The sequence below is a fragment of the Streptomyces sp. KR55 genome (assembly GCF_052245645.1).
GTDB lineage: Bacteria > Actinomycetota > Actinomycetes > Streptomycetales > Streptomycetaceae > Streptomyces > Streptomyces flavusporus.
In genome coordinates this window covers 1-20,212 of sequence record NZ_JBQQCE010000154.1, presented here as the reverse complement: position 1 = coordinate 20,212, position 20,212 = coordinate 1, and the positions used below count along the sequence as shown (strand labels likewise).

Annotated in this window: 17 protein-coding genes and 1 pseudogene; 9 read left to right on the top strand and 9 right to left on the bottom strand. The window is 68.8% G+C overall.

Annotated features, from left to right (window positions below):
* Positions 1–1,157 (top strand): SGNH/GDSL hydrolase family protein (locus tag ACTWQJ_RS22895; protein WP_443308474.1); only part of this gene is annotated, 1,157 nt, incomplete at its 5' end.
* Between the two features lie 6 nt (positions 1,158–1,163).
* Here the strand turns inward: ACTWQJ_RS22895 and ACTWQJ_RS22890 are convergent.
* The 6 genes from ACTWQJ_RS22890 to ACTWQJ_RS22865 all read right to left on the bottom strand — a co-directional run bounded on the left by ACTWQJ_RS22890 (position 1,164) and on the right by ACTWQJ_RS22865 (position 6,293).
* Positions 1,164–1,943: an exodeoxyribonuclease III gene (locus ACTWQJ_RS22890; protein WP_443308473.1), complete on the bottom strand. Its 780-nt coding sequence runs from the start codon at positions 1,941–1,943 to the stop codon at positions 1,164–1,166.
* A gap of 50 nt (positions 1,944–1,993) precedes the next feature.
* Positions 1,994–2,629, bottom strand: coding sequence for an MBL fold metallo-hydrolase (locus tag ACTWQJ_RS22885; protein WP_443308472.1), 636 nt, complete (start codon positions 2,627–2,629; stop codon positions 1,994–1,996).
* Between the two features lie 56 nt (positions 2,630–2,685).
* The gene (pcaDC, locus tag ACTWQJ_RS22880; RefSeq protein ID WP_443308471.1) at positions 2,686–3,981 is read right to left on the bottom strand and encodes a bifunctional 3-oxoadipate enol-lactonase/4-carboxymuconolactone decarboxylase PcaDC; all 1,296 of its coding nucleotides are present in this window, start codon (positions 3,979–3,981) and stop codon (positions 2,686–2,688) included.
* A gap of 49 nt (positions 3,982–4,030) precedes the next feature.
* Positions 4,031–4,507 carry an HNH endonuclease gene (locus tag ACTWQJ_RS22875; protein ID WP_443308470.1) on the bottom strand — a complete coding sequence of 159 codons (477 nt, stop codon included), beginning with the start codon at positions 4,505–4,507 and terminating at the stop codon, positions 4,031–4,033.
* Positions 4,470–4,874, bottom strand: a complete 405-nt coding sequence (locus ACTWQJ_RS22870; protein WP_443308469.1) for a tyrosine-type recombinase/integrase — start codon at positions 4,872–4,874, stop codon at positions 4,470–4,472. Before ACTWQJ_RS22870 ends, ACTWQJ_RS22875 begins: the two co-directional genes overlap by 38 nt.
* Before the next feature lie 435 nt (positions 4,875–5,309).
* Positions 5,310–6,293, bottom strand: coding sequence for a helix-turn-helix transcriptional regulator (locus ACTWQJ_RS22865; protein ID WP_443308468.1), 984 nt, complete (start codon positions 6,291–6,293; stop codon positions 5,310–5,312).
* 170 nt (positions 6,294–6,463) lie between these two features.
* Here ACTWQJ_RS22865 and ACTWQJ_RS22860 point away from each other — a divergent pair, with 170 nt between their 5' ends.
* The 3 genes from ACTWQJ_RS22860 to ACTWQJ_RS22850 all read left to right on the top strand — a co-directional run bounded on the left by ACTWQJ_RS22860 (position 6,464) and on the right by ACTWQJ_RS22850 (position 12,781).
* On the top strand, positions 6,464–9,916 hold the full coding sequence (locus tag ACTWQJ_RS22860) for a S8 family serine peptidase (protein WP_443308467.1): 3,453 nt from the start codon (positions 6,464–6,466) through the stop codon (positions 9,914–9,916).
* Positions 9,917–10,560: 644 nt separating this feature from the next.
* The gene (locus ACTWQJ_RS22855; protein ID WP_443308466.1) at positions 10,561–11,628 is read left to right on the top strand and encodes an AraC-like ligand-binding domain-containing protein; all 1,068 of its coding nucleotides are present in this window, start codon (positions 10,561–10,563) and stop codon (positions 11,626–11,628) included.
* A gap of 157 nt (positions 11,629–11,785) precedes the next feature.
* Positions 11,786–12,781 carry an alpha/beta hydrolase gene (locus ACTWQJ_RS22850; RefSeq protein WP_443308465.1) on the top strand — a complete coding sequence of 332 codons (996 nt, stop codon included), beginning with the start codon at positions 11,786–11,788 and terminating at the stop codon, positions 12,779–12,781.
* 247 nt (positions 12,782–13,028) lie between these two features.
* Here ACTWQJ_RS22850 and ACTWQJ_RS22845 read toward each other — a convergent pair whose 3' ends face one another.
* The 3 genes from ACTWQJ_RS22845 to ACTWQJ_RS22835 form a co-directional block, all read right to left on the bottom strand.
* Positions 13,029–13,370 carry a GNAT family N-acetyltransferase gene (locus tag ACTWQJ_RS22845; protein WP_443308464.1) on the bottom strand — a complete coding sequence of 114 codons (342 nt, stop codon included), beginning with the start codon at positions 13,368–13,370 and terminating at the stop codon, positions 13,029–13,031.
* A gap of 10 nt (positions 13,371–13,380) precedes the next feature.
* Entirely contained in the window at positions 13,381–14,361 is a 981-nt protein-coding gene (locus tag ACTWQJ_RS22840; protein WP_443308463.1) for a pirin family protein, read from the bottom strand.
* A 191-nt stretch (positions 14,362–14,552) separates the two neighbouring features.
* Positions 14,553–14,864, bottom strand: coding sequence for a response regulator transcription factor (locus ACTWQJ_RS22835; RefSeq protein ID WP_443308462.1), 312 nt, complete (start codon positions 14,862–14,864; stop codon positions 14,553–14,555).
* Positions 14,865–15,435: 571 nt separating this feature from the next.
* Between ACTWQJ_RS22835 and ACTWQJ_RS22830 the strand changes: the two genes are divergently transcribed.
* The 5 genes and pseudogenes from ACTWQJ_RS22830 to ACTWQJ_RS22810 form a co-directional block, all read left to right on the top strand.
* Complete coding sequence (locus tag ACTWQJ_RS22830) at positions 15,436–16,686, top strand: PucR family transcriptional regulator (RefSeq protein ID WP_443308461.1); 1,251 nt, start codon at positions 15,436–15,438, stop codon at positions 16,684–16,686.
* A 237-nt stretch (positions 16,687–16,923) separates the two neighbouring features.
* On the top strand, positions 16,924–17,781 hold the full coding sequence (locus ACTWQJ_RS22825; protein ID WP_443308460.1) for an alpha/beta fold hydrolase: 858 nt from the start codon (positions 16,924–16,926) through the stop codon (positions 17,779–17,781).
* Positions 17,782–17,844: 63 nt separating this feature from the next.
* Complete coding sequence (locus ACTWQJ_RS22820) at positions 17,845–18,699, top strand: helix-turn-helix domain-containing protein (RefSeq protein ID WP_443308459.1); 855 nt, start codon at positions 17,845–17,847, stop codon at positions 18,697–18,699.
* A 181-nt stretch (positions 18,700–18,880) separates the two neighbouring features.
* Positions 18,881–19,851 (top strand): annotated as a pseudogene (locus tag ACTWQJ_RS22815) (alpha/beta hydrolase).
* Positions 19,852–19,867: 16 nt separating this feature from the next.
* Positions 19,868–20,212 (top strand): alpha/beta fold hydrolase (locus ACTWQJ_RS22810; RefSeq protein ID WP_443308458.1); only part of this gene is annotated, 345 nt, incomplete at its 3' end.

Genomic DNA, 20,212 nt, shown 5'->3' with positions numbered 1-20,212 from the left:
ACCTGCATGTGTTCGCCCTGTCGGTGCGGACGGCCGCGTCCGGCTGGACGGGCAGTCGGGCGACGGCGACATCCGGTTATCAGGCCGTGGGGCCGTGGACCGACCGGACGCTGCGACTGGTGGTGCACACCTCGGCGGGCGGGCCGATGGTGCGGCTGCGCTTCGACAACACCTTCGCGGCGGCTCCGGTACGGATCGGGAACGCGACGGTGGCCGTGCAGCGGGCGGGCGCGACGGCGCGGGGCACACCGGTTCCGGTGACCTTCGGGAGGGCGGCGGGCGTCGAGGTCCCGGCCGGGACGCAGGTGTACAGCGACCCGCTCGCCTTCGACGTGCCCGCCGACACCAACCTGCTGGTCAGCTTTCATCTGCCGAGGACGGTTCCGGCGGCGCCCGTGCACCGGCTCGCGCAGCAGCGGTCGTATCTGAGCGAACCGGGCGACCACGCCGCGGACGGCTCGGCGGCCGCGTACACCACGGTCCTGACGAACTGGCCCTTGCTGACCGGGGTGGAGGTCGGCGGCGGGCCCGGGTCCGTCGTGGTGCTCGGGGACTCGATCACCGACGGCGACAGGTCCACGGTGGACGCCAACCGGCGCTGGCCCGATGTGCTGGCCACCCGACTGCTTTCGCAGGACCTGGTCCCGCACTACGGGGTGCTCAACCAGGGCATCGGGGGCAACCGTGTGGTCACCGACCGCTACCCCGGAGACGGGGTCTCCAGGGATACGGGCGGGGTGAGCGCACTCCACCGACTCGACCGGGACGTACACGCCCAGACGTCGGTGCGTACGCTGATCGCCTTCGAGGGCGTCAACGACCTGCTGTCGGGCTCGACCGCGGATGAGGTGACGGCCGGGCTGCAGGAGATCGCGGACCGCGCGCACGCACGGGGACTTCGGGTACTGGCGGGCACACTCCTGCCGTGCGGCGGCCAGGCCGGGTGCACGGCGGCCGTGGAAGCCGAGCGGACCGCCGTCAACGCGTGGCTCCGGGACACCGACGTCTTCGACGGGGTGCTGGACCTCGACGCGGTGGTACGGGACCCGCAGCAGCCGACGCGGCTGGCTCCGGCCTACGACAGCGGGGACCACCTGCACCCGAACGACGCGGGGCTCGCGGCGCTCGCGCACTCGGTGGACCTGACGCTGCTGTGAGGGCCGCTACACGTTCAGGTCGACCACGACCGGCGCATGGTCCGAGGCGCCCTTGCCCTTGCGCTCCTCGCGGTCCACGTACGCGTCCTTGACCGCCGTCGCGAACGGCTCGTTGCCGTACACCAGGTCGATCCGCATGCCGCGGTTCTTGGGGAAGCAGAGCTGGCGATAGTCCCAGTACGTGAACGGGTGGTCGTACTTCAGGGGGCGCGGGACCACGTCGGACAGGCCCGCCTCGCGCAGGGAGGCCAGGGCGGCGCGCTCGGCAGGGGTGACGTGGGTGCTGCCCTCGAACGCGGCCACGTCGTAGACGTCGTCGTCCGTCGGAGCCACGTTGTAGTCGCCCAGCACGGCGAACGGGCGGCTGCCGCCCGCGTCGCCCGCGACGGCTGCCTTCAGGGCCTCGAACCACTGGAGCTTGTAGGCGTAGTGGGGGTGCTCCACCTCACGGCCGTTCGGCACGTACACCGACCAGACGCGGACCGGGCCGCAGGTCGCGGAGATGGCGCGGGGCTCGATCACGCCGTCGAAGCCGGGGTCGCCGGGCAGGCCCTTGACGACGTCCTCGATGCCGACGCGGGAGAGCACCGCCACGCCGTTCCACCGGCCGGTGGCGTGGACCGCGGCCTCGTAGCCCAGCTCTCGCAGCTGCTCGAAGGGGAACTGCTCCTCGGCGACCTTGGCCTCCTGCAGGCAGAGCACATCGGTGCCGCTGCTCTCCAGCCAGGCCAGCAGCCTCGGAAGGCGGGCGGTGATCGAGTTGACGTTCCAGGTCGCGATGCGCATGTCTCACAACGTACCGGGTGGGTCCGACAACCCGGCCCGCCCGGTCGTCGTCAGACGTCCGCCGAGGCTCCGGGCGCCAGCCGCAGGTGCTCCGCGCCGCCCAGGGCGCCGATCTGGTTGTCGTAGATCGGGCGGGCGAGGTCGGTGAGGAGGGCGTCGTGGATGTCGTAGGCGCGCTGCGGCTTGAACTCACGTCCGTAGTCGATGACCTCGGAGATCTTGTTCCACGGGGCCATGACCGGCAGCATCAGCGTCTCCACGGGCTGCTCGGGGACGGTGAGGGCGTCGCCGGGGTGGAAGACCCGGCCGCCGTCGATCAGATAGCCGACGTTGGTGATGCGCGGGATGTCCGGGTGGATCACCGCGTGCAGCTCACCGTGCACCTGGACGTCGAAGCCCGCCGCGGTGAACGTGTCGCCGTGGCCGACGGTGTGGACGCGGCCCGGGAACGCCGCCGCGATCTTCTCCGCGACGGACCTGAGCGTCCAGATCTCGGCGGCCGGGTTGGCCTCCAGGCCGGCCCTCAGCCGCTCCTCGTTGAAGTGGTCGGGGTGCTCGTGTGTGACGAGGATCGCGTCCGCGCCGACCGCGGCGTCCGCCTCACTGAATCCACCGGGGTCGAGGACGAGCGTCTGCCCGTCCTTCTCGAGCCGGACGCAGGCGTGCGACTTCTTCGTGAGCTTCATGAGTCCATCCTGCCCCGGTCCGGCGCTGCGGGCCTCGGCCACCGACCGCCCCGGGCTCACTCCTGGGGCGTGGTTTCCTCCCTGATGACCTGCTGGGCCACCTTGAACGCGCTGTTCGCCGCCGGTACGCCGCAGTAGACGGCCGCCTGGAGCAGCACCTCCTTGATCTCGGCCGGGGTGAGGCCGTTGCGCAGGGCGGCGCGGACGTGGAAGGCGAGCTCGTCCAGGTGACCGCCCGCGACCAGGGCGGTGAGGGTGATGCAGCTGCGGGTACGGCGGTCCAGGCCGGGCCGACCCCAGATCTCGCCCCAGGCGTAGCGGGTGATGAACTCCTGGAAGTCCCCCGAGAACTCGTCGGCCTGCGCCAGCGCGCGGTCGACGTGCGCGTCGCCGAGCACCTCGCGGCGCACCTTGATCCCGGCGTCGTACGGGTCCGGCCGCCCTGCGACCAGCGGTTCGGCGGCGGCCGGGGCGATCTCGGCGATGGGCGCGGTCTGTGGGGGCACCGCGGTGAGGACCGGCTTGACGGGGGCCGCCGCGATGGCCATCTGGCCGGTGGCGTCGAAGCCGGACTGCCAGGCGGTGGAGAAGTGGGTGACCAGCAGGTCCGTGACCGCCGCGGGCTGTTCGACGGGAACCAGGTGGGAGGCGCCGGGTACGACGGCGAGACGCGCGTCCGGTATGCCGGCGACCAGGGTACGGGCCTCGGCGGGGCCGGTGACCTGGTCCTCCGAGCCGACCAGGACCAGCGTCGGCACACCCACGCGGCCGAGTTCCGGCCGTACGTCGAACGTGGCGAGTGCCTCGCAGGCGGCGATGTAGCAGCCGGGGTCGGTGGTGCGCACCATCTGCACCGCCCACTCGGTGATCGCCGGCTGGGCGGCGGCGAACCCGGCGGTGAACCAGCGGTCGGGTGCGGTACGGGCGATCGGGTCGAGCCCGTTCGTCCGCACGATCACGCCGCGCTGGCGGAACTCGTCGGCCGTGCCGAAACGCGGCGAGGCGGCGATCACCGCGAGCGAGGCGAGGCGCTCGGGGTGGCGCAGGGCCAGTTCGACGCCGACCGCGGCGCCGAGGGCGCAGCCCGCGTAGCCGAAACGCTGCACGCCCAGACCCTCGAGCGTGGCGAGCAGCCGGTCTGTGAGGTCGGAGACGGAGCCCGCGGGGTAGGCGGGGGCGCCGCCGTGTCCGGGCAGGTCGAACCGGAAGACCCGCCACTGCTTGGTCAGCTCCGGGACCTGCCGGTCCCACATGTGCCATGTGGTACCCAGCGAGGGGCCCAAGATCAGTACAGGGGCCTCTTCTGGCCCGTCAAAGCGGTATTGCAGGGTGTTCGGTGGTGTCTCGCTCACCCGTCAGACCCTCTCATCTCTCACGGGATCTCACATGGCCGGTCCCAACCTAACGGCTCTTGTTCTTCTCGCTGCGACAGGCCCGGCACTGCCGGAACCCTCGGGGGTCCAGGTATGTGTTCTCCGGCGTGTACTCGTGACCGTGTCGACAGTGGGCCCTGCGGGCGCGTGCCCTCTCCCAGTCCCGGCGTCGAAGAGCTTCCTCCCTCGTCACGGCTTCCAGGTGATGCGGGTTGCAGCATCGCGTGTGGTTGGATCCCCGTGGCTCGGCGTGACTCACCTGAAAACCTTCCGGGATCTCCCCAACCAGCAGCTTGAACACCACACGGTGAACGAGTTGCCTCTTCCCCTGGTAGTAGACGGTGCCGTAGCCGGACGGGCCCTCCCGATTACAGCTGCCGGTCCACAGCCAGCAGCGGACTCCGGGTCCACCTCGATCTTGCTGGCCACGCGGCTTGGCAAGTCGCTCGGCTGGTAGACCACCTGGCTCACGCTTGCCCCTCCGTCGCAATCCCGTGCAGGCCATCCCACGTGGTGGCGGCTCCGCGAAGATCTTCTACGTCCGGCTTCACGTACCACTTCTTGGTGGTCTTCACGTTCGTGTGTCCGGCCCATCGCGCAAGGATGTGATCCGGCACGCCGTTGTTGGCCAGGTACGTGAGGCACGACGAACGAGCGTCGTAGAGACGAACTCGGCGGAGACCGAGAATCGCCATGAGCCGGTACGCGCGCCGGCGGAGCTGCTTGATCGTGAAGGCTTCTCCGGTCTCGTGCACCAGGACGTAGCCGGAGTCTGCGTAAGCCTCACCCAGAGCCAGCTTCTCCTTGGCCTGGAGAGCCTTGAACGACTTGAGAGCAGCCACAGTGTCAACGTCGGCTCGATCAAGGCCCATCGGGCGTCGGACAGGTCGCTGGGGTACGGCTTCCGCCGGCTCACGCCGTAGCGTTGGAACGGGAGGGCCGGAAGGTGCCGTTCCGCTGATCATCGGGAGGTTCTGTCGCATCCTCAAACCAGACGGACTTCCAGCGGCAGATGCGAGTGAAACGGATCGCGGGCTCCGAGTGGCGAGACGAGGCAAAGCTCGCATGTAGCTCGGACCACCGCAAAGCGGGTCAGCGATGAAAGCCGCATTTCGGAACAGACCTACATAAACGCCCTCCTAGAGTGCAGTTCGTGAGGTTCTGTCCGTTTCCCGGTGAGGTTGGGGCAGGTTTGGCCCCTGTCGTCGAATCGGCGCATGCGTCGCGCCATGGACGTCACCCAGGCTCTTCCGCGCCCTTACCCGGATACGACAAGTGACCGGCGTGTCGCGTCGGTCCGCCGCTCATCAGATCCAGCCGCGACGTGTGGCTTCCATGGCGAGCTGGAAACGCGTCTGCGCGCCGAAGCGCCGCATGAGTTTGGTGATGTGACGCTGGACGGTGCGTTCGCTCCACCCCAGGGCCCGGCACGCCGACTTGTCCGTGGCCCCCGACGCAAGCAGCGTGAGCAGCTTCTCCTCCCCCTGTGACAGCTGCTCCGGGCGGTCCTCGTTCGCGGGCAGCGTGGATGGCCGTATCTGCACGCTTCGCTCCCATACCGACTCGAACAGTGCCACCAGCGCGTCCAGCAGGGGGGAGGAATGAATGACATACGAGGCGGTTACGGCATCTTCGCCTGGTCGCAGCAGAGGGAGCATGGCTACTCGATCGTCGAATATCGCGAGCTTCGTCGGCAGGCCGGTGGCGATGCGAGCCTGTTCGCCCAGGCGTATCCCCATGGTCACGTCCTCCAGCCACCCTGGCAGATCGAGCACCGAGCTGTCGTAGATTATCCGGTACTTGACGCCTCGTCCGAGCAGTTCGAGTTCGATGCCGTTGGGCTCGGAGTGGCCGGCGGCCGCGGCATACGGCGGGCAGTCGAAGCCCCGTACCTGCGTGCGGGTGGCCCGCTGCATCTGCACCCAGTTCCGGTTGACGTCGTCCCGGCCCGAGATGACCTCGACGAGTTCCCCAGGATGCGCGAAGCGGCTGCCCGCGCGATAGAGAGCCATCAGGTTCGAGAGATGGGAGCGCACGCCGTTCAACGCCCGCTCCCGTTCACGCAGTACGGACTCCAGCCCGCTGTCGGGTGAGACGGCCACGTAGGTGACGGGCCGTCCAGGCACGGTCGAGGCCAGACCGAGGTCGACCAGTGAACGCAGTGAACGGCTGGTCGCCTGTGCGGTGAGACCGCAGTCACTGGCGAGTTCCGCTGTGGTGGCCCGTGTCCTTCGGATCAGGACGTCGTACACGGCTTCATCGCGCTCGTCCAGGCCGATCGGTTCCAGCATGGGATGTCACCTTTTCCCACATCGTGTATGCCTGTCATTTTCCTGCCAGCTGACGGGAAGTCGCCGCCGGTTGATCTTGTCAGGAGCTCAAATCGGATGTCAGCGTTCGACCAGTTACGTGATCGGCCCAACACCACGACGTGGACACGCGTCGCAGAAGGAGTGCCCCCATGCCGCTCCCGGCCCATCCGCCGCGCGGACAACACCGCTACAGAGCCTTGTTGTCCGCCCTGGGCATATGCACCACCGTGCTGACAGCCGCTCCTGCGATGGCGCAGGACACCACCTCCGGTCCGTCATCATCGGCGGCCGTACGAACGAAGATCGACCCCGCTCTGCTGAAGCGGATGGAAACCGCCGAGGCACGCGGTGACGGACGCATCGAGGCGGCCGTCGTCCTCCGGCAGAGCACTGGAACACCTGCGCCGGGCGACACCGCCGCGGAGGTACGTCGCGAACTGGCCCGTGACGCCGAGTCCGACCAAGCTCCGGTCGTGGACCTCGTCGAGGCCCGCGGCGACCGGGTGCTCAACACGTTCTGGCTCAAGAACATGGTTCTGGTAGAAGCCACGCCGGACACCTTGGGTGAACTGGCGACGCTGGCCCCGATCGACCGCATCATTCCCAACTTCACCCTCAAGACGCCGCCGGCCGAAGCCGTGGACAAGAGCAAGTCGGCCGTCGCCCGCGCCACCGCGCAGGCGACCACCTGGGGCCTGGCCAAGATCGGCGCCGACAAGGTGCACAGCGAACAGAAGCTCACCGGCGACGGTGTCCGCGTGGCCGTTCTCGACACCGGCATCGACATCAACCACCCGGACCTGGCGGGCAAGCTGGCCAGCGACGACCCCGATGACCCCGTCCACCCCGGCGGCTGGATCGAGTTCGACGCCGACGGGAAGCCGGTACCGAAGTCCATACCGCACGACAGCAGCTACCACGGCACCCACGTCGCGGGCACCATCGCCGGCGGCGACGCCTCCGGCACGCAGATCGGTGTCGCACCCGACGCCGACCTGATGGGGGGACTCGTCATCCCCAACGGCAGCGGAAGCCTCGCTCAGGTGCTCGCCGGCATGCAGTGGGCCATCGCCCCGTACGCCGCCGACGGCACCCCTGCCGGGGAACCCGCGGACGTCGTCAGCATGTCACTCGGCTCCGAGGGCTACGCCGACGAACTCGTCGAGCCGGCCCGCAACATTCTGCGCGCCGGCATCTTCCCCTCCTTCGCCATCGGCAACCAGTGCCTCAGCGGCTCGGCGAGCCCGGGCAACGTCTACGAGGCCGTCTCGGTCGGCGCCACCGACTCTGCTGACAACGTTGCCGACTTCTCCTGCGGCGAGGTCGTCAAGAAGAGCAGCTGGACCGACCCACCCGCCGAGTGGCCCGACTCCTACGTCGTACCGGACGTCTCCGCACCCGGGGTCGACGTCCTGTCGACACTGCCCGACGGCGGCTACGGCACCCTCGACGGCACCTCGATGGCCACTCCCCACGTGTCCGGCACCGTCGCCCTCATGCTCCAGGCACAACCGGACCTCTCCGTCGACGACGCCCTGTCCATCCTCACCGGCACTTCCTTCTTCGACGACCGCTACGGTGAGCGCCCCAACTCCCGCTACGGCTACGGCCGCATCGACGCCTACGCAGCGGTGAAGGAGGCGTCCTTGCGCAGCGGCGTGCGGGGCACGGTCACCGACGGCAGAACCGGTGAACCGCTGGCGGGTGTCACAGTCACGCGTACGGACACCGGCCGCAAGGTGACCACGGACGAGGACGGACGCTTCTCGATCCGGCTCGCGCCCGGCACCCACGAGCTGGAACTGTCCCGCTTCGGGTACCTGAACATGGAGACCCGGCAGCAGGTGCGCACCGACCGCTACACCGACGTCCGCCTGGAACTGGCGCAGACCCGCCGGGGGACGGTCACCGGCACGGTGACGTACGGTCCGACAGGCTCGACCGTGCCGGGGGCAACAGTCAGTGTTCTGGACGTACCGGACGACCTGAACGCGGTGACGGACCACAACGGCCGCTACACCATCCGCGACATACCCGTCGGCGCGTACCAGGTCAGGGCGACAGCCCCCGGCATCTCCCGCTCCAAGCCCCTGGCCGTGAAGGTGGAGGGCCGGTCCGGTGCGGCCAAGCACGCCGATCTGGTACTGCCGCGTCCCTCCGCAACCGACCGTGTATCACTCACGGCGCAGGGCAGCCAGCCCAACAGCGACGCGTGGTGGCCCAAGGTGAGCGACAACGGGCAGGTGATCGCCTTCGCCAGCCCGGCCTCGAACCTCGTGCCCGAGGACACCAACGGCACGCTCGACATCTTCGTCGCCGACCGAGGGGCCCAGACCACCGAACGGGTGTCAATCGCCTCCGACGGCGCCCAGGGCAACGACTTCTCCCTCACCCCGACTCTCAGTCCCGACGGCCGCTACGTCGGTTTCAACAGCGGCGCCACCAACCTCGTCCCCGGCGACACCAACCGGCAGACCGACGCCTTCGTCCACGACCGGGTGACCGGTGCCACGGAACGGTTGTCGGTGGCCTCGGACGGCACACAGGCCAACGGTCTGTCGTCGGCACCGTCGCTCAGCGCCGACGGCCGCTACGCGGTGTTCAACAGCGACGCCGACAACCTGGTGCCCGGCGACACCAACAACGCCACGGACGTCTTCCTCCACGACCGGCAGACCGGCGCAACGGTCCGCGTCTCGCAGGCCCAGGACGGTGCACCGGCGAAGGGCAACTCCCGCGAGCAGTCCATCAGCGACGACGGCCGCTACGTGGCATTCCAGAGCACGGCCGGCAACATCGTGCCCGGCGACACCGACGGCATGATCGACGTCTTCGTCCACGACCGCGTGACCGGCACCACGGCATTGGTCGACGGCCCCGACGGCGAGAACACCAGTCCGCAGATCAGCGGCGACGGCCACGTAGTCGCATTCAGCAGCGGCTGGCAGCTGTACGTCCACGACCTGCGCACGGGCAAGAGCGAGCAGGTCTCTGTCACGGGCGGCGGCGAAACGGCCGACGCGTGGGCCTTCGCGGCGTCCCTCAGCTCGGACGGCACGAAGGTCGCCTTCTACAGCGACGCGACCAACCTCACCCCCGACGACACCAACGGCAGTTCGGACGTCTTCGTGCGCGACCGAACCGCCGGCACCACGACCCAGGTCTCGGGCGGTCTGGAAGGCGCCGAAGGCGACGGCATCTCCGACCTCCCGTCCATCAGCGGCAACGGCCGTTATGTCGCCTTCCAGAGCACCTCGGCCAACCTCGTTGGTGAGGACACCAACCATCACTCGGACGCCTTCGTCCACGACCTGCTCGCCGGTCCCGAACCGCGCTTCGCGTTGAGCGACCTGTCCGTGACCCCGTCCCGGGCGCGGCCCGGCACACCGGTCCGCGTGACGGCACGCATCAAGAACGTCGGCGAGAAGACGGGAACGTACGCTGCCGTCCTGCTGGTTGCGGGAGAGACAGAACAGCACCGCTCCGTCACGGTCCGTGCCGGCAAGGACGCACGCCTGCAGTTCACCGTCCACCGCGAGGCCACCGGGACCTACACCCTCGGGCTCGGCCCGCTGACCGGACAGTTCACGGTACGCAAGTGACCGGCAGACAGCCCAGGAGCCCTTCCTGAATCGGTGGTCCTGCGGCCCGGCCACACGCCCGGCCGCAGGGCCTTCGCCCGGTACGAACTTCGAGAGCCGACCCGGGTTTCACCGGACCAGCCGACGCGACCGGCTCGTGCGTGCCGCAGTCACCTAGTGCCGCATCAGCCAAGGTTCGCCCCGCTCGCCGCCCTGGCACGCACGCTCACCGCGTTGGCCGAAAGCCCGGGCAGGGCCGACTGCATGCGGCTTCCGGCCGCCTTGCGATCGCACGCACCAGGACGCCTCGCTACCGGGCAAACCCTGACTGACGCGGCACTGATCCGGTGGGACGGCCGCTTCTTTCCTCACGGCGCCCTGTGCTGTTCCGGTACTGCACAGCACCGGACGTGCCCGTCCACTCCCGCGATTTCTGCCTGTGTTTCTGCCTGGAGACAGAAGCGGTCCGCTGCTTGGCTGTTCGGTGCGGGCGGGAACCCGGGCCTCGCCGAAGCGGTCCGGTTGCGCTCCAGCGAGGTCGCTGCCCGTACGACGAGCCGTCCGGCCCTGCCGGCACTGGCCGCCGCCTTCCGGGGAGGTGCAGCCGTCCGTCCTGTTCCCGTCCGTTGCAGCCCCGGAGTCACTTCCCCTGAGCGGAGAGCAACTTGAGCTTGGTGTTGACGACCGCCTCCGTGCCGGATCGGGACAAGGTCGCGTACTGGAACCATGCGGTGAGCAGGACGCTGGTGCCGATGACGGTCGCCCCGCGGGGCGACGGCCCGTTCGACGGCCGGATCGCCACGGACCGCTTCGGGTATCTCCAGGTCTCCACCATGGAGGCCGACGCGGAGCGGGTCAGCCGCACCCCGGCACTGATCGCCCGATCGTCCGAGGCGCTGGTGGCGGTCGGTGTCCAGATATCTGGCACGGCCACCTTCATCCAGGACGGCCGGCGGGCCGAGGTGGGCGAGGGAGACCTGGTGGTGTACGACACGACCCGGCCGTACTCCTTCGACTATCCGCAGCGGTTCGCCACGCACGTCTTCCAACTGCCCCGCCGCACGCTGGGTGTGCCGGACAGCGACATCCGGCAGGTCACGGGCAACGCCATCGGCACCGGGGACGGCTTCGGCGCGATGCTGCTCCCGTTCCTGGCCACCCTGGCCTCCTCGACCGACGGCTATCCGCCGGCCGTCGCGAACCGGCTGGCCGGCAATGTCGTCGACCTGTTCGCCACCCTGATCGCCGAGCGGGCCCACCTGGGCGGCACGGACGCGGACACCGCCCGCAGCCACCTGCTGCTGCGCGTCCGCGACCACATCAACCGGAACCTGGGCGACCCGGACCTGTCGCCGGAGAGCATCGCCCGGACGCACCGGATCTCCGTCCGGTACCTGCACCGGCTGTTCGAAGGCGAGGGGACCACCGTCGGCGGGCTCATCCGGCAACGGCGCCTGGAGGAGTGCGGCCGCGAACTGGCCCGTCGCGGCAGGACAGCCCCCACCGTGTCCGCCGTGGCCCAGCGGTGGGGCTTCGTCAACCCCGCCCACTTCAGCCGGGCCTTCCGCGCCGCCTACGGCGTCTCCCCCCGTGAATGGCGCAAGCGCACCGCGCAGGACGACGTCGGGCGGTCCCCGGCGGTCACCTCGGCGCCCGGGACCGTCCCAAAGGCCGCCGCCGATGTCCACAGTGCTGACCGGCCAGTCGCTGACCTCCCGCCGTCCAGCGGGTAAGGTCCCCGCTCAGAGCCGTGCGGGCCGCCCTGTGCCTGCGGCGGCAGTGCCCCGGCCCGGCAGCCGCAGCATCGCGTTCCGCCGCTCGACCAGGCACCCGGTGCACCGAACAACCCTTTCGCTTCAGGCCCCCTCGGCCCTCTCGGCAGGAGACCGTGTGACCGACTTCGCCCCTTTGTCCGTTCGGCACCCGGTCCTGGACCGCCCCACCCGAGCATTCGTGACCCGGCACACCTGCCCACCGTCGGCGCACGACCCGGACCTGGCACAGGCCCGGCTGGACCTTGCCCGTCTCCAAGGGAAGGACGACCCCGACCCTCCCGACGAGGAGGCAACCTCCACGGAGTGGTTCGCACTGCCGGGCGGGCCGACCGGTCACGTACGGGTGCAGGTGGTCAGGCCCGCCGACAGCGTCGGCGAGATCCCCGTCGTGCTGTTCCTGCACGGGCTGGGCTGGGTCCTGGGTGATGCCGGCACCCATGAGCGCCTGGTGCGCGCGTTCGCCCTCGGTACGGACGCGGCCGTGGTCTTCGTCGAGTACGAGCGCGCCCCCGAGGCGCAGTATCCGGTCGCCGTCGAGCAGTGCTACGCGGTCGCGAAGTGGATCTGCGAGCGAGGCGGCGAGATCGGCCTGGACGGAAGTCGGATGGCCGCCGTGGGCGACTCGGCGGGCGGCAACCTGGTGGCGGCACTGACCCTGCTCGCCAAGGAGCGGGGAGACGTGCACCTGGTGCAGCAGGTGCTGTTCTGCCCCGTCACCGACGCCGATTTCGACACCCCCTCCTACCGGGAGTTCGCCAAGGGCTACTACCTCGGCCGCGAGACCATGCGCTGGTTCTGGGACCAGTACCTGCCCGAGGTGCGGCGGCGGTGCGAGGCCACCGCGTCACCGCTGCAGGCCTCGCTGGAACAACTGACCGGACTCCCCCCGGCACTGGTGGTCACCGGCGAGGCCGATGTCCTGCGCGACGAGGGCGAGGCCTACGCTGCGAAGCTCCGGGCGGCAGGCGTCCCGGTGGTGTCCATGCGCTACCACGGAACGATCCACGGCTTCATGATGCTCGATCCCCTGCGCGGCACGGACGCCGCCCGCGCCGCCCTCGTCCAGGCCCTCGACACCGTGCACGTCGCCCTCCACCGCTACCGCGGCTGAGCCCGCCCTTCCATCGCTCGAGCACACCAAGAACGCGCACACCCGGTAGGGGCCGGCTCCCTCGCAGACGACTGTTGTCCTCCGTCCGTTGCCGTCGAGACCGCCCGTCGCGGTGGAGGCGCTGAAGCCGAGGCCCGGCTCCGAAGTCCCAGGCGCCTTGGGGCTGGTCTGCGTGGCTGCGCGTGCGCCCCAGCGCTGTCCGGACCCGCCGAGCCTCGTTACGCTCGCGTGGCCCCGGCTCGGACGGTCAGTGCTGGTGCACGGTGTCCAGCCACTTCAGGATCTCGGGGGTGACCGGGTCGGTGATGTCGGCGAATTCTTCGTGCTTCTTGAGGAACTTCGCCACGTAGGGGCAGACCGGCACGATCCGCTTCCCTGAGCTGCGTACGTCGGTCAGCGCCTGCTGTACGAGTATCGAGGCCAGACCCTGTCCGGCGAAGGCGTCGTCGACTTCGGTGTGGTAGAAAACGCGCTGGTCGTCGCGGTCGCGATACGCGGTGAGGCCGGCGGTTTTGTCGTCCACGAGGATTTCGTAACGGTGCTTGGCGTCCACTCGCTGGACGGTCGGAGCGGCGGCGGGCTGCGTCATCGTGTGCCTTTCAGTGGCGCGTGGGGTTCTTGCGCGGTGCGATGGTGGCGTTCGGCAGGGCGGGCGCCGGGAGTCGGTCGCCGTCGTAACCATCGACCTTGCCGAAGCGGTCGGACGCGTTCTGCCACGCTTCCCTGGCATCGACGATGTCTTCGTGGCTCCGACCGATGAAATTCCACCACATGACGATCTGCTCCTCGAACGGCGTCCCGCCGAGCAGGACCGCCCGAGCGGCGGTATCCGTCTCGTTCGTCAGCGTCAGCGTGTCGTATCCCGTGCCGAGGTAGCCCAACTCGGCCGCGTGCAAGAGCTTTCCGGACATGCGGACATCCCCCTGGTCGACGAGAAGACCGTGCTCGAAGCCTGGATCCAGGGCGAGCGTGATCGACGAGCGCGGCTCGAGGACGAGTTCGGCGCCGAGCAAGGGCGTGAACGTCCGCACCGGAGAGGTGTCACCGGCGAGCGATCCCAGGAACACCCTGATGTCGGCCCCGTCCACCCGGACCGGGCTCGGGACGTAGTGCTGGAAGTCACGGCCGGTATGCCGGTGTTCCTCGGGAAGCGCCACCCACAGCTGGACGCCATGCAGGATCGTGGTGCGGGTGGTGGACACTTCCGAGTGGCTGATGCCGTACCCGCCCGTCATCAGGTTCAGCTCCCCGGGCCGTACGAAAGCGTGGCTGCCCAGGCTGTCGCGGTGCTCGATCTCCCCGCTGAACAGCCAGCTCACCGTCTGCAGACCGGTGTGCGGATGAGGCGCGACATCCATGCCGCCCGTATCGGCGACGTCATCGGGGCCGTAATGGTCCGCGAAGCACCAGGCCCCGATCAGCGTCCGGGCCCGCTGCGGCAACGTGCGCCGCACCGTCATCGCCCTCGGCCCACCCAACGGAACGTCCCGCGCAGAGAGGACCTCGACGACCGGCACCTGCTCACCATGATCCGACGCCCCGCAGCGCAGTTCGGTGGGGTCCCTCTCGACGTTGCTCATCGCACACCCTCTCACTCAAGCATGATTTCATATTCAACAATTTCCTGACGTTGGGCCGATACGCCTGTCAGTACGCACGGCAGAGCGAGCGAAGGCCCGGAGCGGTCCGTGTGGTCCGTACGCATCTCCGACGGACCCACGGCGGCAGGCTAGGCCTGAGTCGGGTGCGGACACAGGGGTTTCTTTGCGTATCACTCCAACTGTGCGGTGAGGGACAACAAGCGTGCGCGCGGACAGGAGGGGCATGCTCCGCTCGCGCTCAGCTTGTCCCTCAGCTGGCCGCGAGAGGCGATCCCTGGCTTCGGGAAAACGCGGTACAGGTGCGCGCCGATCATTCGCGGTGACAGATGCAGTTGCCGGCCTATCTCCTTGTTGGAGAGGCCTTCCACTGCGACATGGGCAATGTGCAGCTCTCGAGGTGTGAGCAGGTCCCAGTCGGTACGGTTTTGACGCTTGCCGCCCTCGCCCGCCGAGCGGAGTCCTGGCGGGCGAGTTCGCACCATGGCTCGACACCGAGGGCCGTGAAGGAGTCTCGGGCGAACACTGGGGAGCCCGGTCCCCCGCTCGACGGTGTGCACGACGCGATGCCGCTCGTCCCGGGGGACGAGCAAGCCGACCACGTGATCGTCCGCATGGCGAGCCATCAGTTCTTCGGTGACTGCCGGTGCCGTCGCCCACATGCACAACCTCGCCCAGCACGCCGAGTCAAGGACCAAGCCCAGGCCGCCGGTTCACAGCCGTCGACAACACGCTTGGAAACCGACGCCGATGCGCTAAAGCCACCCGCCCAGCAGGTCATGAGGGCCACGCCGCCTTCCTGCCATTTCGCAGTTGACCGACCGCGCCGCCCTGCCGCCAGGCTCCCGGCGCGCCGCAGGCCGCTTTGCCGGCCGAACCCGGTCGACATCTCGAACGAGCCCGACCCCAACCCCGTCGAAAAATTCACGATTGCACATCGGATGCGACGGGGCGAGTGCCATGCCGCACCTCACACTGTCGAAAGTTTGGACTCCAGGTTTCACGACTTGTAGAAAGAGGAGCAAGGGAGGGATGATCATGACGGGAAGGATGATCATGGCTGAACAGTTCCAACGGGCTCGGGTGGGCAGCAACGCACTACAGGAACTCGTGGAGGAGCTGGCAGAGACACTGCAGCGTTCCGTGGTCCTCGATGACCCCCTCGTCAGGTTCATCTGCTCCAGTCGGCATTTCGGGGACGCTGACCGGGTTCGGGTGCGCAGCCTGCTGCAGGGGCTCGCTGACAGCGAGGTCATCCGGTACGTGCTCGACCAGGGCGTCGCCCAGTGGGCGCAGCCGGGGTACATCAAAGGCCGCGACGATTTGGGCATGCTTCCGCGGTACTGCGTGCCGCTGCGGGAGCGCGGGCATCTGCTCGGCCTGCTCATGGTCGTCTCGGCTGGCATGAACCTGACCACGGACGACACGGACGCCATCGCAAAGTCAGCCCAGGCCATCGCGGCTCAGATGTACGCGGAGCATGTGGCCGAACAGGCCGAGGACAGCGGCGAGCAGGAACTGCTCTGGGCCCTGCTGGACACCAGCCCCACCGCGCGCGCCGGGGCCAAGCAGCAGATTCTGGACACCGGCATACTTCCCGACGCCTCACACGCCGTGGTCAGCGTCGTGCAGGTGGCCGGTCCCCATGAGCCGCCAGGGCAGGTCGAGACCGCGCTCCGGGGCGCGCTGGAGAGGTTCCGCCGAACCCGGTCGGCGCGCGGCGCCGTCGCAGTCGGCGCCGACCACGCGGTTCTGCTGCAGCTGAGCGAGAAAGCGCCGGATCCGCGGGAGCTGAAGCAGCAGTCCCGTCGGATCGTGGAAGCCCTCGATACCTTCCTGGATCCCGCCGCCGCTCCCGTGATGGGCATCGGTGGGCGTCAGACCTGTGTGGCCGATGCGTGGGTCTCCCACCAACAGGCACTGGTGGCAGCCCGTGCGGCCCGCCGGATGCCGCGCTTCGAGCGTATCGGCGACTGGGAGGAGCTGAGGGAGTTCGCCGTCCTCCTGCAGCTTCCCGATCACGCCCTTGACGCCTCCTTGTTGCCCAAGCCGCTGAGCGCCTTGCTCGCGGCCCCCGGCGGGCATCGTCTGGAGGAGACGTTGCGGTCCTTCCTGGAGCACGCCGGCTCGGTCCCCAGGAGCGCGGAAGCCCTGCAGATCCACCGCACCTCGTTGTACTACCGGCTACGCCAGATCCAGGAGATCACCGGACTCGACCTGGACAGCGGCGCGGACCGGCTGACCCTGCACCTGGGGTTGCGCATCCGGCAACTGCTGCAACCGGACGGGCCCGACGCCACCAGCTGAACGGGCCGAGCATCGGCCCCTGCCCCGGCCCGTCGGATCCGCTACTACAGACTGACGTGGATCTCGTCGACCAATTCCTACGGAGCGCGGTGGTGGCGGCCGACCTGATCAAACGACACTGGGGTCATGCTCGAGCCGACGAAGACGTCGACTCGTCATCGCGTGGGGTCGCCGAGACGACGGCACACGGTACGTCGTGAAGGCCGGGTAGGAGAGTGAGCAGGATCCATGGGTGAGATGACGACGAATGACCGCGTGCGGCTGACCTATCGGGACAGCGGCGGCGACGGCCTTCCTCTGGTCATGCTGCACGGCTGGGGGCAGACCCAGGAGATGTTCCGGCACCAACTGGAGGGTCTGGCTCCCGCCCGCCGCGTCATCACCCTGGACCTGCGGGGACACGGGCTGTCGGAGAAACCGCAGCACGGCTACCGCATCGCCCGGCTGGCCCGCGACGTCCTCGATCTCATCGATCACCTGGGCCTCGATCACTTCGACGCGCTCGGCTGGTCGATGGGTGTCTCGGTGTGGTGGAGCTTCATCGACCAGTACGGCACCGGCCGCATCCGCCGGTTCATCGCGGTGGACCAGCCCGCGGCCGTGGCGGCCGTTCCCTGGCTGACCCCCCAGGAGCAGCGCGACTGCGGCGCCATCTTCGATGTCGCCGGGCTGCTGGAACTCGGTGCGGCGCTGGCGGGCCCGGACGGCGACAAGGTTCGCAACGACTTCGTGCGCAGCATGTTCTCCGGTGACCCCGACCCCGGAATCCTCGGGTTCGTCGCCGAGCAGATCAAGTCGACCCCGGCCTACGCCGGCGTTCCCCTGCTCTATGACCACTGCGCGCAGGACTGGCGCGATGTTCTTCGCCGAGTGGACGTGCCGACCCTGGTGATCGGCTGCGAGGGAAGCCATGTGAGTCCGGTCTCGCAGAAGTTCATCGCCGAACAGATCCCTGACGCGCAGCTCCACGTCTTCCCGTCCAGTGTGGCGAACTCCCACTTCCCCTTCCTGGAGAACCCTCTGGCCTTCAACACGGTGGCCGACACGTTCTTGTCCGCAGGGGCGGGCAGCAACCTTCCCATCGCGATCCCATAAATCCCGCGCGCACGCGCGGACTTCACATCACCAAGACGTTCAGCGACACGACTGGAGTTCACGATGGCCAGGTCGGTCATTTCGCGCATGCCGAAAAACACAGAACAACGTGTTCATCCCATTCCGCAAGGCGCTGATTCCGGCCACTGCAGGACACTCCCCTGGGCATCGCTCCGGGGAGACGACGCATTCTTGTACCTGGGGCTTGACGCCCCACCTGTAACGTTCGCGGCCCCAGGAACTCAGCCTTCCTCGACAACCGGTGACCTGTTCCTCCTCGACGCCCTGCGCCCCGAGTGCCTGGCACGCGGCGACGGATTGATGTTCTTCCGTATTCCCTGCGCGTATCTACGGATCACCCAGGACGAGGTGCGGCACCTGGCGGGCGTCCGGGTCAGCGCGGCCGGTGGTATGGCGGCACTGGCGTCGAGGTTCCTGGCCTCGCTGTTCAGCGAGGACGAACTGTGGCAGTCGACAAACGGCAAGCGGCTCGCCCTCAACGCCGTGGACCTCGTCGCCCTGCTCGTCGCGGAACTTCTCGTGCCGTACCGGTCGAAGTCCTCCGATGTCGTCGGCGCGATGCTGGCCCGCATACGGTCCTACATCGACGAAAATCTGATGGATCCGGGCCTGTCGCCGGAGTCCATCGCTCGCGCCCACCACATTTCCGTCCGCTACCTGCACAAGCTGTTCCAGAGCGATGGAACGACGGTGAGCACACACATACGGCAGCGCAGGCTCGACGCCTGCCGCCGCGACCTGGGCCGCACGTCGAATCGTAGGCGTTCGGTGGCCGCGGTCGCGCAGCGTTGGGGGTTCGCCAGCCCTTCTCACTTCAGTCGTCTCTTCCGCCAGAACTACGGCGTGTCGCCCAGTGAATGGCAGGAGTCGGCCTCCGCCGCAGAACGAGACCACTGACGCACCAGCGCCACCGACGGGCCACTCAAGTGCGCTGCGACGCCAGCACCGGTGCGCGGACGCGTCATGCGCGAGGCCACCGTGGCATAGCGTGGCGTCGCGGGCCACGGGCGGCTCCGCTTTCCCCCTTCACCTTCTTCTGCCGGTAGACCGGCTTCCCTTCACGGACAAGGAGTCTGGGATGTCTCACAGCTTTGAGCCGGTTCAACCGGTTCTGGAGCCGGCCGCGGCCGCGTTCGCCGAGGCGACCGCCAATCCGCCCTACCTGTTCGACCTGCCCCCGGCCGAGGGCCGCAAGGCCGTCGACGAGGTGCAGTCGGGCGACATCACCAAGCCCGCCGTCGACGAAGAATGAATCAACGTCTCCGGTGGCCCCACCGGCAGCATCCGCGCCCGCATCGTCAAGCCGGCCGGCACCGACCGCACCCTGCCGGTCATCCTCTACCTCCACGGCGCCGACTGGTGTTCGGCAACACCCGCACCCACGACCGCTTGGTCCGCGAACTCGCCGTCGACGCGGACGCTGCCGTGGTTTTTCCCGAGTACGACCTCTCGCCCGAGGCCCGCTACCCGGTGGCGATCGAGCAGAACTACGCCGTGGCCCGCTGGATCGTGCAGCAGGGTGCTTCCAAGGGCCTGGACGCGGCCCGGTTGGCCGTGGCCGGCGACTCCGTAGGCGGCAACATGAGTGCCGCACTCACCCTGATGGCCAAGGAACGCGGCGACGTGCACTTCGTTCAGCAGGTCCTGTTCTACCCGGTCACCGACACCGCCTTCGACACGGGCTCCTACCACCAGTTCGCGACCGGCTACTTCCTGCGCCGCGACGGCATGCAGTGGTTCTGGGACCAGTACACGACCGACGAGGACGAGCGGGCCGAGATCACCGCCTCATCGCTGCGCGCCACCACCGAACAGCTCACCGGTCTGCCCCCGGCCCTGGTCATCACCGCCAAGGCCGACGTCCTGCGCGACGAGGGCGAGGCCTACGCCAACAAGCTCCGCGAGGCCGGCGTGCCTGTCACCGCCGTCCGCTTCCAAGGCGTCATCCACGACTTCGTCATGCTCAACGCGCTGCGCGAAACCCACGCCGCCGACGCCGCCATCACCCAGGCCGCCCACACCCTGCACACTGCACTGAACACGGTGTGAGAAGAAAGAGCTGCACATGTCTCCTGCTCCTCCCACGGTCGTCCTCGTGCACGGCGCCTTCGCCGACGCAGCCGCATGGCTCGGGGTCATCGACGAGCTCCAGCGCGACGGCATCAGGGTTCTCGCAGTGGCCAACCCGCTGCGCGGCCTGGCTCGTGACGCCGCCTACGTGGCCTCTGTGGTCTCCCAGATCGACGGCCCGGTCGTCCTGGCCGGCCACTCCTACGGCGGCGCGGTCATCTCCGTGGCGGGTATCGCGGACAACGTCGTCGGGCTCGTCTACGTCGCCGCCTACATCCCTGAACAGGGTGAGAGCCTCGGTGAGTTGCAGGACCGCTTTCCCGCGCCTGCGCTGGCCGGC